The following is a 16,074-nucleotide window of genomic DNA, read 5'->3' on the forward strand; positions in this document are numbered from 1 at the left end:
GTCCTCGATTCGAGCCTGCGTCACTGCTGGGCCCTCCACATTTCTTCGAGCATGGTGATCTGGTCCTGGTCGAGATCGACCAGGTCGAGGTCCGAGGGGGTGTGCCCCGCGGACGTGCCGCCGTCGGCCCAGGCGGCGAGGGCGTCCACGGCGGCCGTCCAGCCGTCCGCGAGCTGCCCCACGGTGTCCTGGGAGAGCGCCCCGCCCGCCCAGGTGAAGTGGGCGGTGAGCTCCGGCCCGCCGTCCCCGTCGGTGATCTCCGCGGTGATCTCCAGTACGTGGGAGAGCGGCATCGCCGGGTCGGGGCGGGCGGACAGGGCGTCCGCCTCCGGGGCCGGGCCCCAGGCGGAATCGGCCCGGCCGGTCTGCCGGCCCAGGTAGTTCCACAGGATCTCGGCCCGGGCCGCCGGGTCGAACAGGCGTGCCGTGGCCGGGTTGTTGTACCGGAGCAGGCCGGCGCCGAGCCCGCCGTCGGGCACGGCCCGCAGCAGCTCCTTGACCTCCTTGAGCAGCGCCCCGGCGTCCGCGCGGCCGGCGGCGACCGCCGCCGGGTCGTAGGTGCCCACCGGCAGCCGCAGCGGGTGGATGCTGGTCAGCCAGCCCACCGTGCGGGTCAGGTCGGCGCCCGGCAGCAGTTCCTGCTCCCGGCCGTGACCCTCCAGGTCCACCGTGAACCCGTCCGGCCGGGGCCGGCCCGAGCGGGCCGCCCAGTCACCGACCGCCAGCGCCAGCGCGCTCAGCAGGGTGTCCCCGACCGTGCCGTGGAAGGCCGCCGGAACGGCCTGGAGCAGCGGGGCCGTGCGCTCCGCGGAGATCCGTACGGACAGGCGGCGCGCGGTGGCCGCCGTGTCGGTGGCCGGGTCCAGCGGACGTTCAGCGAGCAGCGGCCCACCCGGGGCGGCTGCCAGCCAGCGGTCCAGCTCGGCGGTGCGGCGCGGGCTCTGCGCCTCGGCCAGCAGGTGCGTGGTCCAGGCCCGCAGCGGGGTGCCGACCGGCTCCAGGACGGGCGTCCGGCCCGCGGCGGCGGCCTCGTGCGCCGCCTGGAGGTCGGGCAGCAGGATCTGCCAGGACACCTCGTCCACCGCGAGGTGGTGGGCGACCAGCAGCAGCCGGCCCGGCTCGGCCGGACCCCGGTCGAGGTGCACGGCGCGCACCAGCGCCCCCGATTCGGGATCCAGCAGCCGCCAGACGCGCTCGGACTCGGCGGTGACCAGCTCGCGCAGGGCGGCCTCCGACAGGCCCGCCGCGTCCACGCCCTCCAGGACGGCGGCGGCGTCCACCGCACCCGCCGGCCGGATCTCCGCGCTCCACACCCCGGGGCGGGGCACGGTCAGCAGTTGGCGCAGCCCGTCGTGGTGGTCCAGTACGGCCTGCAGCGCGGCGGCCAGGTGCGGGCGCCGGGCCCCGGCGGGCAGTCGGACCAGCCGGGCCTGCGCGAACGAGGCGAACGGGCCGCCCCGTTCGGCCAGCCAGGAGGCGACCGGGGGCAGGGGCAGCGGGCCGGGACCGGCATCGGTCGTGCGGGCGGCGGGCGCGGCCGCGCCCTCGGGCACCGTGGCGACCGAGGCCAGCGCCGCCGGGGTCGGGTGCGTGAAGACCTGACGCGCGGAGACGGTCAGCCCGGCCTTGCGGGCCAGCCCCACCAGCCGGATGGAGACGATGCTGTCGCCGCCGAGCTCGAAGAAGTTGGCGTCGGGGCCGACCCCGGGCAGGCCCAGCACCTCACCCATCAGGGCGCTCAGGATCTGCTCGGGGGTCCCGGCGGGGACCTGAGCGGCTTGCGGGAGCGGTGCGGCCGGTACGGCGATCACCGGCGCGGGCAGCGCCCGCCGGTCCAGCTTGCCGTTGGCCGACAGCGGCAGCTGCTCCAGCACCGTGAACACGGCCGGGACCATGTACTCGGGCAGCCGGGCGGCGGCCAGGGCGCGCAGGGCGGCCGGGTCGACGGTGGCGCCGGGTACGGGGACCGCATAGGCCACCAGGCGGCGCACGCCGGGCTGGTCCTCGCGGACGACGACCGCGGCCCGGTCCACCTCGGGCGCGCCGGTCAGGACCGCCTCGATCTCGCCGAGTTCGATGCGGAACCCGCGCAGCTTGACCTGGTCGTCGGTGCGGCCGAGGTAGTCGAGCCGGCCGTCCGCGAGGCGGCGTACGAGGTCGCCGGTGCGGTACATCCGGGTGCCGGGGGCGCCGTGCGGGTCGGCGACGAAGCGTTCGCCGGTGAGCGCGGGGCGGCCGAGGTAGCCGCGGGCCAGCTGGACGCCGGCCAGGTACAGCTCGCCGGGTACCCCGACGGGTACCGGCCGCAGCCGCTCGTCGAGCACGTACACGCGGGTGTTCCACACCGGCAGGCCGATGGAGGCCGAGGCCCGTCCTTCGGCGGCGGTGAGCGCCGTGCAGGCACCGGAGGTGACGTCGACGGCCGCCTCCGTGGGGCCGTAGAGGTTCTCCAGCGCCACCGGGGCGCCGGCGGCCGAGGCGTGGAAGCGGGTGACGAGCTCGCTGGGCAGGGCCTCGCCGCTGCACACGACCAGGCGCAGGGACGAGCAGTCGGCCACGGCGCTCTCCCCGAGGAAGGCGGCGAGCATGGACGGGACGAAGTGCAGGACCGATACGCGCTGTTCGCGGATCAGCTCGGCGAGGTACAGCGGGTCCTTGTGCCCGTCCGGACGGGCGATGACCAGCGGGACGCCCTCGGCGAGCGGCCAGAAGAACTCCCACACCGACACGTCGAAGCTCGCCGGGGTCTTCTGCAGCACCCGGTCTCCCGGGCGCAGGGCGTAGGCGCCCTGCATCCACTGCAGCCGGTTGACGATCGCCTCGTGCTCGACCAGCACGCCCTTGGGCATGCCGGTGGAGCCGGAGGTGAAGATCACGTAGGCGGGATGGCGGGGCAGCAGGGGCTCGCGCCGCTCGGCCTCGGCCAGGTCCGAGCCGTCCAGCTCGGTCAGGCGTGACCGGACGCGGGGGGAGTCCAACAGGACCCGCTCCCTGCCCACTTCGGGGGAGAGCAAGGTTCCCGACAGTGTGTCGGTAAGTATCAGGACGGGCTCGGCGGTACGGGTCATGTACGCGAGGCGGTCGGTCGGCAGGCCGAGGTCGAGCGGCAGGTAGGCACCGCCCGCCCGGACCACCGCGTGCAGGGCGACCACCAGGTCGAAGGAGCGCGGCAGGGCCACTGCCACCACCGACTCCGGGCCGACCCCGGAGCCGATCAGCAGCCGCGCCAGCCGGTTCACCCGCTCCTCGAAGTCGGCGCGCGACAGCTCGCGCCCCTCGAAGACCAGCGCGGGGCCGGTCTCCTCCTTCGAGCCCGCCGCCACCAGGGCGGCCAGCGTCCGCGGTCCGCACGGGGCGCGGTCGGTGTCGTTCCAGCCGTTCAGCGCGAGCTCCCGCTCCGCCGGGTCGAGCACCTCGACCGCCGAGACCGGCCGGTCCGGCGCCGCCACGACCGCGTCCAGCAGCAACAGCAGCCGCCGGGCCAGCAGTTCGACGGTCGCACGGTCGAAGAGGTCGGTCGCGAAGCGGATGCCGCCCGCGATCGCCCCGTGCTCCTGGGAGGCCCCGAAGGCGATCTCCAGATCGAACTTGGCGCCGCCGGTCTCCACCGTGAACTCCCGCGCCGGCAGCCCGAACAGCTCCGGAACGGCACTGTCGGTGGAGTGGTAGGTCACCATCGTCTGGAACAGCGGGTTGCGCGAACGGGAGCGCTCCGGATCCACCGCCTCGACCACCGCCTCCAGCGGCAGATCGGCGTGGGCGAAGGCCGCCAGCCCGGTGTCCCGCACCCTCGCCACCAGCTCGGCGAAGCTCGGGTCCCCGGACAGATCGGCGCGCAGCACCAGCGTGTTGAGGAAGAAGCCGACGAGCCCGTCGACCTCCTCGCCCTCCCGCGCCGACACTGGACTGCCGAGCGGGATGTCCGTACCCGCACCCAATCGGTGCAGCAGCGCCGCGACGGCCGCGTGCGCCACCATGAACAGCGTCGCCCCACCCTCCCGGGCGATCCTCGCCAGCCCGGCCCCGGTCCGCGCCGGGACCTCGAAGGTCACCACGCCGCCCCCGTACGAGGGGACCGCCGGCCGCGGCCGGTCGGCGGGCAGTGCCAACTCCGCGGGGGCGCCGGCCAGCGCCCGCTGCCAGTACGCGGCCTGCCGGCCCGCCACCGACTCCGGGTCGCCGGCGTCACCGAGCAACTCCCGCTGCCACAGCGCGAAGTCGGCGTACTGCACCGGCAGCGGGGCGAAATCAGGCTCAGCGCCCGCCGACCGGGCGGCGTACGCCCGGTCCAGGTCCGCCAGCAGGGGGCCGGCCGAACCCTCGTCCGTGATGATGTGGTGCACCAGCACCACCAGCAGGTGGTCGTCGGGCGCGGCCCGCAGCAGCGTGACCCGCACCGGGGGCTCGGCGGCCAGGTCGAAGACGTGCCCGCCGGCGCGGACCGCCTCCTCCTCCAGCCGGTCCGCCGGCACGTCGCGCACGGTCAGCGCCACACCGGACCGCTCGGCCGGCAGGACCACCTGGTACGGCTCGCCCTCGTGCTCACGGAACACGGTCCGCAGGCTCTCGTGGCGGGCGACCAGATCGCCCACCGCCGCCTCCAGGGCCTCCGCGTCCACCGGACCGTGCAACCGCACCGCGAGCGGCACGTTGTAGGTGGTGTCCGGACCGCGCACGCTGTCCAGCAGCCACAGCCTGCGCTGCGCGAAGGACAACGGCAGTCGCTCGGGCCGCGTGGCGGCCGCCGCGAGGCGCGGGCGCCCCGCGCCGGTGCGCTCCGCGAGGAGGGCGGACAGCGCGGCGACCGTCCGCGTCTCGAAGAGGTCGCGGACGGCGCAGTCCACGTCCAGGGCGGCCCGGAAGCGACTCACGGCGCGGGCGGCGAGCAGCGAGTGGCCGCCGAGGGCGAAGAAGTCGTCCTCCACGCCGACCGGGTCCAGGCCCAGCACGTCGCCCAGGATCCCCGCGAGGATCTCCTCGCGGGCGTTGCGCGGCGCCCGCGAGGCACCCGCGACCGGCGCGGCGGGCGCCGGCAGCGCCCGCCGGTCCAACTTGCCGTTGGCCGTCGTCGGGAGCACCGCCAGCGGCACCACCACGGCCGGGACCATGTACTCGGGCAGGCGGGCGGCGGCCAGGGCGCGCAGGGCGGCCGGGTCGACGACGGCTCCGGGTACGGGGACCGCATAGGCCACGAGGCGCTGCACGCCGGACTGGTCCTCGCGGACCACGACGGCGGCCTGCGCCACGTCCGGCGCGCCGGTCAGCACGGCCTGGATCTCGCCGAGTTCGATGCGGAACCCGCGCAGCTTGACCTGGTCGTCGGTGCGGCCGAGGTAATCCAGCCGCCCGTTCCGGCTCCAGCGCACCACGTCGCCGGTGCGGTACATCCGGGTGCCGGGGGCGCCGTGCGGGTCGGCGACGAAGCGTTCGCCGGTGAGCGCGGGGCGGCCCAGGTAGCCGCGAGCCAGCTGGACGCCGGCCAGGTACAGCTCGCCGGGGACCCCGACGGGCACCGGCCGCAGCCGCTCGTCGAGCACGTACACGCGGGTGTTCCACACGGGGCTGCCGATGGAGGCGGAAGCGGTACCCGCCCCCGCTCCGGGCGTCGGGCAGTCCGCGGCGGTGACGTCGACGGCCGCCTCGGTGGGGCCGTACAGGTTGGCCAGGCGGGTCGCGCCGCCGGGAGCGGAAGCGTGGAAGCGGGTGACGAGCTCGCTCGGCAGCGCCTCGCCGCTGCACACGACCAGACGCAGGGACGGGCAGTCCGCGACGGCGGCCTCACCCAAGAAGGCGGCGAGCATGGATGGGACGAAGTGGAGCACGGACACGCGCTGTTCGCGGATCAGCTCGGCGAGGTAGCGCGGGTCCTTGTGGCCCTCGGGGCGGGCGATGACCAGCGGGACGCCCTCGGCGAGCGGCCAGAAGAACTCCCACACCGACACGTCGAAGCTCGCCGGGGTCTTCTGGAGCACCCGGTCGGTGGAGTCGAGACCGTACGCGTCCTGCATCCAGCGCAGCCGGTTGACGATCGCCTCGTGCTCGACCAGCACGCCCTTGGGCATGCCCGTGGAGCCGGAAGTGAAGATCACGTAGGCGGGGTGGCGGGGTAGCAGCGGCGCGCGCCGCTCCGCGTCCGCGACCGGACCGCCCGGCAGCGCGGCCAGCTCGGCCGCCCGCTCGGGAGCGTCCAGGACGAGGATCTCGGTGTCGGGCAGCTCCGGCAGCGCCCCCAGCGAGGGCAGGTCAGTCAGCAGGCAGACCGGCGCGGCGGTTTCCGCCATGTACGCGAGGCGGTCGGTCGGCAGGCCGAGGTCGAGCGGCAGGTAGGCACCGCCCGCCCGGACCACCGCGTGCAGGGCGACCACCAGGTCGAAGGAGCGCGGCAGGGCCACTGCCACCACCGACTCCGGGCCGACCCCGGAGCCGATCAGCAGCCGCGCCAGCCGGTTCACCCGCTCCTCGAAGTCGGCGCGCGACAGCTCGCGCCCCTCGAAGACCAGGGCCGGGGCCAGCGGATCGCGCCGGGAGCCGGCCGCGGCCAGGGAGTCCAGGGTCTGCGGCGCCACCGGCCGGACGGTGTCGTTCCACCCGTCCAGCACCCGGGCCCGCTCGGCGGGGTCCAGCAGCTCCAGCTCGGCCAGCGGGACCTCCGGGGCCGCCGCGGCCGCGCCGAGCAGCCGCAGCAGCCGGGCCAGCAGGGAGCGTACGGTCTCCGCGTCGAACAGGTCGGTCGCGTACCGCACCCCGCAGTTCATCGCAGCGGGCGCGCCGGCCGTGCCCGGAGTGCGGCGGAACAGGATCTCCAGGTCGAACTTGGCGTCTCCCGCGGCGACCGGGAACTCCTCGGCCGCCAGGGAGCCGAGGGCGCGCAGCGGCTCGGCTCCGCCGTCCTCGTAGGCCACCATCGTCTGGAACAGCGGATGGCGCGACAGCGAGCGCTCCGGGTTGACCGCCTCGACGACCGCGTCGAAGGGCAGCTCGGCGTGGGCGAGGGCGGCCGCTCCGAAGGCGGCGGTCCGGCGCAGCAGTTCGGCGAAGGACGGCCCGCCCGCCAGGTCGGCCCGGATGACCAGGGTGTTCACGAAGAACCCGACCAGCTCGTCCAGGGCCTCCTCGCCGCGCCCCGCCACCGGACTGCCCAGCGGGATGTCCGTGCCGGCGCCGAGCCGGTGCAGCAGCGCCGCCACGGCCGCGGTCACCACCGTGTACATCGTGGTGCCCCGCTCCCCGGCCAGGGCCTCCAGCTCCGCCACGAGTTCGGGCGGCAGGGCCGCGCTCACGGTCCGGCCCTCGTGCGTGGGGCGGGCCGGGCGCGGGCGGTCGGCCGGCAGCTCCAGCTCCTGCGGCAGCCCCGCCAGGGCCTCGCGCCAGAACTCCGCCTGGCGGTGCGCCACCGAACCGGGGACCGCGGGGTCGCCCAGCAGATCGCGCTGCCACAGCGCGTAGTCCGCGTACTGGACCGCGGGCGGTGCGGTCTGAAGGATCCCGCCCGCGCACCGGGCCGCGTAGGCGGCGGCCAGGTCGGCGAGCAACGGGCCGGCCGACCACTCGTCGCCGGCGACGTGGTGCAGCAGCAGGAGCAGCACCTGCTCGTCGGCGGCGGTGCGCAGCACGGTCACCCGCAGCGGAGCCTCGGTCGCCAGGTCGAAGGCGTGCCCGGCCGCCGCGTCGATGCTCCGGCCCAGATCGGCCGGTTCGACGTCGGCCACCTCGAAGGGCACGACCGCCTCCGAAGGCTCCAGCACCTGCTGGTACGGACCCTCGGAGTCCTCCGCGAACACGGTGCGCAGCGCCTCGTGCCGGGCCGTCACCTCCCGCACGGCCGCCTCCAGCGCGGCCGGGTCCAGCTCCCCGCGCAGCCGCAGGGCCAACGGGATGTTGTACGTCGCGTTCGGGCCCTCCATCCGGTGCAGGAACCACAGCCGGGCCTGGGCGTACGACAGCGGCAACCGCACCGGGCGCGGACCCGCCGCGAGCACCGGACGGACCGCCGCACGGCGGTCGGCCAGTCGCTCGGCGAGCGCCGCGACCGTGCGCAGCTCGAACACGTCCCGCACCGAGCACTCGATGCCCAGCGCCGTCCGGATCCGGGCCACCACGCGGGTGGCCAGCAGGGAATGCCCGCCGAGCCGGAAGAAGTCCTCGTCGGCGCCGACCCGGGAGACGTCCAGCACCTGGGCGAAGACCTCGGCGATCCGCTCTTCGGCGGCCCCGCGCGGGGCCCGCCCGGAGGCATCGGCCGCCACGACCGGAACCGGTAGCGCCGCCTTGTCGAGCTTGCCGTTCACGTTCGTCGGCAGCACCGGCAGCACCATCACGGCGGCCGGGACCAGGTGTTCGGGCAGCCGCTCGGCCAGTTCCGCCCGCAGCCGGACCGGATCGGCCGGGCCCGTGACGTAGCCGACCAGTCGCGGCAGACCCGGGGTGTCCTCGCGGACCACCACGGCGGCGGAGGTCACCCCGTCCAGGGCGGCCAGCTCGGCCTCCACCTCGGCCGGCTCCACCCGGAAGCCGCGGATCTTGACCTGGTCGTCGACCCGGCCGAGGAACTCCAGCAGGCCGTCGGCCCGCCACCGTACGAGGTCACCGGTGCGGTACATCCGGAACCCGGAGGCATCGAACGGATCTGCGACGAAACGTTCCGCCGTGAGCGCGGGCCGGCCCAGGTAACCGCGGGCGCTCTGCTCGCCCGCCAGGTACAGCTCACCCGGCACGCCCACCGGCACCGGCCGCAGCCGCCCGTCCAGCACGTGCGCCCGGCTGTTGTCGAGCGGCCGACCGACCACCGGCGTGACGCAGTCGTCCACCCGCGCCACCAGGGCGTCCACGGTGAACTCGGTGGGCCCGTAGTAGTTGACGACCTCCACCCCGGGGACGGTGCGCAGCTCCTCCCACAGCGCGGGCGGCACGGCCTCGCCGCCCAACAGGAACAGCGGCGGGCACCACTCGCCCGCCAGCAACCCGGCGTCCACCAGCTGCCGGCCGTACGAGGGGGTGACGTCGAGCGTGTCGATCCGCTGCGCGCGCACGTACGCCACGACCGCGTCGGCGTCCCGGCGCCCGTACTCGTCCAGGACGTGCAGCTCGTGACCGGCCACCAGCCACAGCAGCTGCTCCCACGAGGAGTCGAAGGAGAAGGAGGCGGTGTGCAGCGCCCGCACCCGGCGCCCCAGCCGCTGGGCGACCGGCAGGTACAGCTCCCGCTCGTGGTCGCGGAAGAGCCGGGTCAGACCGGCGTGCCGCAGCACGACCCCCTTGGGTCGGCCGGTGGAACCGGAGGTGTAGATGACGTACGCGGCGTGCTCGGGGTCCACGGCGACGTCCGCCCCGGGCACGGCGGCGGCCAGCGCCTCCACCGTCGCCGGGTCGTCCAGGACCACCAGGTCCGTGCCGGGCAGCCGATCGGCGACCGCCCGGGTGGTCACCGCGCACACGGGCGAGGCGTCGCCGAGCATGAACGCGATCCGCTCGGCGGGGTGGTCCAGGTCCAGCGGCAGGTAGGCGCCGCCCGCCTTCAGTACGGCGAGCGTGGCCACCACGGAGTCGGCGGAGCGCGGAACGGCCAGGGCCACCACCGCGTCCGGTCCGACACCGTGTTCGGCCAGCACGGCCGCCAACCGGCCCGCGCGGTCCTCCAGTTCCGCGAAGGTGAGGCGCTGCTCCCCGGCGACCACGGCCACCGCTTCCGGAGCCGCGGCCGCCCGGGCCGCGAACACCTCGGTGACCGCACCCGGCTCCACCGGCCGGTCCGTGTCGTTCCAGCGGGCCAGCCGGGCCCGCTCGGCCTCGTCCCGCAGCTCCCACCAGGACACCGGGTCCGCCGGGGCCGCCACCGCCGCGGCGAGCGCGCGCAGCAGCCGCCGGACGAAGGTCTCCACGGTCGCGCGGTCGAACAGCGCGGTCGCGTAGAACACTTCCAGTTCGAGGTCCTCGCTGTGGGCCGCGTCCGAGAAGGTGATGTCGAGGTCGAACTTGGTGACCCCGGGGTCCACCCGGTCCACCCGGGCCGGCTGCCCGAACAGGTTCGCCACGTCCTGGGTCACCGTGCTGTGCGAGACCATCGTCTGGAACAGCGGATGGCGGGAGAGCGAGCGCTGCGGGTTGACCTCCTCCACGACCGTGTCGAAGGGCAGGTCGGCGTGGTCGAGCGCGGCCAGGTCGGCCGTGCGCACCCGCTCCAGCAGATCCCTGAAGGACGGGTCGCCGGACAGGTCCGTGCGCAGCACCACCGTGTTGACGAAGAAGCCGACGAGCTCGTCGAGCGCGCTGTCGCTCCGCCCGGCGACCGGGCTGCCGAGCACGATGTCCTCGCCGGCACCGAGCCGATGCAGCACCGCGGCCACGGCCGCGTGCACCACCATGAACACGCTGGTGCCGGTTTCGCGGGCCAGCGAGCGCACCGCGGTCGCCAGTTCGCGCGGCACCGCCTTGAAGACCATGGCACCGGCGGGGTCGGCCACCGCCGGGCGCGGCCGGTCGGCCGGCAGCCCGGCCTCCGGAGGCAGCTCCGCCAGGGCCCCGCGCCAGTACGCCGCCTGCGTCGCGGCGAGCGAACCGTCGGTCCGCGCCTCGCCCAGCAGCTCCCGCTGCCACAGCGCGAAGTCGGCGTACTGCACGGTCGGAACCCCGAGCTGCGGGTCCTCGCCGGCGCACCGGGCCGCGTACGCCCGCTCCAGGTCGTGCAGGAACGGCCCCATCGACCACTCGTCGCTCGCGATGTGGTGCAGCAGCACCACCAGCGCGTGCTCCCCGCGCGCCCCGTCGCGCACCAGCGTCACCCGCAGCGGGGCCTCCCCGGACAGGTCGAAGAGGTGCCCCAGCGCCGCCGCGACCGCAGCCTCGAACGCGTCGGCGGCCACGTCGTGGACGTGCAGCCGCACTCCGGCCTCCGCCAGGTCCAGCACCCGCTGGTACGGCTCCCCGGCCCGCTCCCCGAACACGGTGCGCAGGGTCTCGTGGCGGCCCGCCACGTCGCGCAGGGCAGCGTCCAGGGCGTCCGCGTCGAGCGCCGTGTCGAACCGCACCACGAACGGGATGTTGTAGGTGGCGCTCGGCCCCTCCACCTGGTGCACGAACCACAGGCGCTGCTGGGCGTACGAGAGCGGCAGCGGGTCGGGGCGCGGACCCGCGACGGGCGCCGGACGGGCGGCGGCCGTGCGTCCGGCCAGCCGCACGGCGAGCGCGGCCACCGTGCGCGCCTCGAACACGTCCCGGATCCCGCACTCGGTGCCCAGGGCCGTCCGCACCCGGGCGATCACCCGCGCGGCGAGCAGCGAATGGCCGCCGAGGGTGAAGAAGTCGTCGTCGGGGCCCACGGTTTCCAGGCCGAGCACGTCGGCGAAGACCCCGCAGAGGATCTCCTCGCGGGCGCCGCGCGGCGCCCGCGCCCCGCTGCCCGCCAGCGCCGCGAGATCGGGGGCGGGCAGGGAGCGGCGGTCGATCTTCCCGTTGGCGGTCAGCGGGAAGGCGTCGAGGACGACCACGGCGGACGGGACCATGTACTCGGGCAGCCGCTCGGCCAGCGCCCGGCGCAGGCCCGCCGCGTCGGGGGCGGGGCCCTGGGCGGCCGGGGTGACGTAGCCGACGAGGTGCGGGAAGCCGGGAAGGTCCTCGCGGACCAGCGCGACTGCCCGGTCCACGCCCTCACCGGCGGTCAGCGCGCTCTCGATCTCGCCGAGTTCGATGCGGAAGCCGCGCAGCTTGACCTGGTCGTCGACGCGGCCGAGGAAGGCGATCCGGCCGTCCGCGTGGCGGCGCACGAGGTCGCCGGTGCGGTACATCCGGCTGCCGGCCGGGCCGTACGGGTCGGCGACGAAACGTTCCGCCGTCAGCGCGTGCCGGCCGAGGTAGCCGCGGGCCAGCTGGTCCCCGGCGAGGTACAGCTCCCCGGGACGGTCGACGCCGACCGGGCGCAGGGCCCCGTCGAGGACATGGGCGCGGGTGTTCCAGAAGGGCACCCCGATGTCCGGGACCCCGGTGTGGGCGGGGTCGAGCCGGCGGGAGGTCGCCCAGACGGTGACCTCGGTCGGGCCGTACACGTTGGTGACCGAGCGCGCGGTGCCCGCGAGGCGTTCGGCGAGCGCGGCGGGCAGCGCCTCCCCGCCGACGAGCACCCGGGTGCCGCCGAGCGAGGCCGGACGGCCGTCCTCCAGGAGGGCGTGCCACAGCGACGGCGTGGCCTGCATGACGGTGGGGCGGTGGGCATCGACGAGCGTGGCCAGCGCGGCCGGGTCCCGTACGGTGTCGCGGTCGGCCAGGACCACCGTGGCGCCGCTGATCAGCGGGGTGTGGATCTCCAGGGCGGCGATGTCGAAGGAGATGGTGGTGACCGCGACGAGCCGCTGTCCGGCGGCCAGTTCGAGCTCGTGGGCCTGCATGCGCAGGAAGTTGGCCAGGGCCGCGTGCGGGACGACGACCCCCTTGGGGCGGCCCGTGGAGCCGGAGGTGTAGATCACGTACGCGGGGTGGTCGCCGGTCAGCGACGCGGTCCGGTCGGCGTCCGCGGGGGCGTCGGCGGCGGCGTCGGCGAGCTCGGTGAGGGCGTCGGGGGCGTCGAGGACGACGGTCTCGACCCCGTCCACGACCGGGGCCGCGGCCGCGTGGTCCAAGGTGGTCAGGACGCACAGCGGGCGGGCGTCCTCGACCATGAACTCCAGCCGGTCGGCCGGGTAGTCGAGGTCGAGCGGCAGATAGGCGGCGCCCGACTTCAACACGGCGAGCAGGGCCACCACGAGGTCGGCGGTACGGGGCAGCGCCAGGCCGATGATGCTCTCCGGGCCGGCGCCGCGGCCGATGAGCAGCCGGGCGAGCCGGTTGGCGCGCTCGTCCAGGGCGGCGTAGTCCAGGGTGTCGGCGCCCGCGATCACGGCGGGCACCTCGGGGTGCAGCCGGGCGGCGTGCTCGAAGGCGTCGACGACGGTGCCGGCCGGTACCGGGTGGTCGGTGTCGTTCCAGTCGAGCAGCAGCGCGTCACGGGCGGCCGGTGCGATCAGGTCCGGGCGCCCGACGGGCGCCTGCGGCCCGGCCGCCGCGGCCTCGTGCAGGAAGTGCGCGAACTCGGCGCGGCGCGCGGCCAGCGCCCGGGCGTCGTACGCCTGCGGGTTGGCGTCGAGCTCGAAGCGGATCCTGCCCTCGGCGGCGTCGTGGTAGACACCGAGCGTCAGGTCGTCCACCGGGCCGGCGGCGACGTTGTGCACCGAGCCGGCCGATCCGGCGAAGTCGAGGGAGTTGTCGAAGGCCTTGATGTTGACCATGGGCCCCAGCAGGCCCTGCTCGCGACCGGACAGTCCGAGGTCGCGGCGGATGTCCTCGGCGCGGTAGCGCTGGTGGCGGCGCAGGTCGCGGACGTCGGCGGCGACCGCGGCGACCAGCTCCGCCAAGGGGGTCTGCGGGCGGACGGCCACGCGCAGCGGCAGCACGTTGACGACCATGGACGGCACCTTGAGGGCCGCCGAGCCGAGCCGCGCCATGGCGGGCACGGACAGCAGCACGTCCCGGCTGCCGGTGGCCCGGTGCAGGTAGGCGGCGAACGCGGCGGTCATCACATCGGCCCAACTGGCCCTGGCCGCACGGGCGATGGCGAGCAGGCCCGCCGTCTCCTCTTGGGTCAGCGCGGCGCCGTCGCGCAGGAAGGCGTGCGCCGCGGGGAAGCGGGCACCGCTCAGCGGCTCCGGCTCGGGGTGGTCCGCGAGCCGCTCCAGCCAGTAGGCGCGGTCCTCGGCGAACCGCGGCGAGGCGCGGTAGGCGCGCTCCTCGGCCAGGATCACCTCGAGCCCGCCGAACGGGTCGGGCGTCGGCTCCTCGTCCGCGACGAGGGCCGTGTAGATCTCGGCGGTGCGGCGCGAGAGCAGGGAGAAGCCGAAGGCGTCCAGCACGATGTGATGGGCCCGCTGGTACCAGAGGGTGCGGTCCGGGCCGACCTTGTGCAGCGTGAACACGTACAGGGAGTCCCGGACAGGGTCCACCGGGCGGGCCATGTCGGCGCGCATGAGGGACAGTGCGGTGCCGTACGGGTCGTCCTGGCCGGTGTGGTCGAGCACGGCGACCAGCGGTCCGGCGGCCGGGCCGCTCCAGGCGACCTGGTACGGCTCGCCGTCGGGGTCCTCCGCGAAGCGCGCCGTGAGCGCCTCGCTCTCGGCGACCGTCTGCCGCAGCGCGCTCACGAACAGACCGGCGTCCAGCGGGCCGTCGATCTCGACGTACTGGCCGACGTTGTAGACCGGGGAGTCGGGATCGAGCCGCTGGCCGTACCAGACACCGGTCTGGGCCCCGGTGAGGGGGAGGCGCTGGGAGGGACGCTCGGTCATGGACATCGTGCTCCAGATTCGCTGCGGGTCCCCGTCCGGTGGCGGGACCGGCGGGGGAGGTCGACGGGATGCGGGGGCCTGCGGGCAGGCGGGGGAGCCCCGTTAGACGGCGGGGGCGGCGGGGGCTGCGGGCTTCAGACCGGCGGTTCCGGTGTCGGTGCCGGTTCCGGGCCCGCCGTCGTGACCGCCCTCCTCCTCCTGCTCCTCGCGGGGAAGGGTGGCCCTGCGCAGGCCGGGTACGGCGATCGCCACGGCGACGGCGGCCACGGCGCAGATCGCGCCGTTGACGACGGCCGCCCCGCCGGGGCTGAACCAACGGGCGAGGGCGGCGACCTCGACGTCGCCGACGACGCCTCCGGTGGTGCCCTGCGTGGTGATGACGCTGACGATGCGGCCGCGCAGCCGGTCGGGGGTGCTGTGCTGGACGAGCGCGTACTCGAGGATCTCGTACACCGTGCCGGCGGCGCCGCCCAGGGCGAGCAGCGCGAAGGCGACCCAGATGTTGCCGCTGAGTCCGAAGCCCACGGCGGACAGGCCGCCCGTGAAGGCCGCGATGATCAGCAGTCGGCCGGGCCGGGCGGCCCGGGTCAGCCAGCCGCTCGTGGCGGAGACGGCGACCGCGCCGACGGCGGGGGCGGTGTAGAGGAGCCCGAGCATGACCTCGCCGCCGTGGAACTGACGGTCGACCATCTCGGGGAAGAGCACCACCGGGAGGTTGAAGAGGGCCATCACGCCGCCGAGGGCGAGCAGGCCGCCGACGACGCGGTTGCGCACGGCGTACCTGAAGGCCACCAGCAGCGATCCGCTGTCAGCGCCGTACTCCTCGTCGTCCTCGTCGTCCTTGACCGGGGGCAGGGGCCGGATCCGGGAGATCAGGAGGGTGGTGACGGCCGTGGTGACGGCCGTGAAGGCGAAGACCGGGCCGGGCCCCCACAGTGCGAGGAGCAGGCCGCCCAGGAACGGCGCGCTGACGGAGCCGATCTCACCGGTCAGCGAGATGAGGGCACCCGCGGCGGGAAGTTGGTCGGGGCGCACGAGCGTCGGGGCGACGGCCATCAGGGCCGTTACGCTGACGCCCGTGGCGAGGCCGTCCCAGGCGACGCACACGTAGATGCCCCACAGGGTCGGGTCCGGCAGCATCGCGTTCACGGCGAGGCCGGCGAAGGCGAGGGCGGCGGCGCCGCGGGCGCACACGATCAGCCGCCGGCGGTCGGTCCGGTCGGCCATGACGCCGCCCCAGAGCGAGCCGAGCAGCACGGTGACGCTCATGATCATGCTGACGACGGCGACGTTGAAGGTGGACCGTGTCAGTCCGTACACCTGGGCGGACAGGGCCACCGTCGCCATGCCGAGGCCGAACAAGGACACCACGCGGGCGATGAAGATGGCGCGGAAGTCCCCACTGGCGCGCAGGGGTTCGATGTCTATGACGAAGTCACGCAGAGGCACGGCAGGCTCCGGGGCGGGCAGGTGCGGGGGAGGGTGGGGTCAGGGCGCTGCGGTGAGCAACTCGGCCCACCGGCGCAGCGTCGGCCGTTCGGCGAGGTCCACGAAGCTGATGCGGGCGCCTTCGGCCCGCCATTTCTCGACGAGTGACATCAGGCGGATGGAGTCGAGTCCCTGGTCCAGCAGGTCCTCTTCCAGGGAGACGTCGGCGGGCTCCGTGTAGAGCACGTCGGCGACGTCGCGGACCAGTCGGTCGAGCGTGAAGGGCGGGGAAGCGGACATGGCGGGACTCTTTCCTCGGGATCGGCGGAAGGGCGGGCGA

3 protein-coding genes are annotated in these 16,074 nt (G+C 75.2%); all 3 read right to left on the minus strand.

Annotated elements, in window-relative coordinates:
- Positions 1–20: 20 nt before the first annotated feature.
- Positions 21–14,306, minus strand: a complete 14,286-nt coding sequence (locus tag ACIQK6_RS26130) for an amino acid adenylation domain-containing protein (RefSeq protein WP_402695575.1) — start codon at positions 14,304–14,306, stop codon at positions 21–23.
- 102 nt (positions 14,307–14,408) lie between these two features.
- On the minus strand, positions 14,409–15,755 hold the full coding sequence (gene entS, locus ACIQK6_RS26135; RefSeq protein WP_329106274.1) for an enterobactin transporter EntS: 1,347 nt from the start codon (positions 15,753–15,755) through the stop codon (positions 14,409–14,411).
- Positions 15,756–15,794: 39 nt separating this feature from the next.
- A complete protein-coding gene (locus ACIQK6_RS26140) occupies positions 15,795–16,034 on the minus strand; it encodes a phosphopantetheine-binding protein (RefSeq protein WP_329106276.1) in 240 nt (79 codons plus the stop codon).
- Between the last annotated feature and the right edge of the window lie 40 nt (positions 16,035–16,074).

Origin of the sequence: Streptomyces sp. NPDC091682, assembly GCF_044756625.1 — a bacterium.
Taxonomy (GTDB): domain Bacteria; phylum Actinomycetota; class Actinomycetes; order Streptomycetales; family Streptomycetaceae; genus Streptomyces.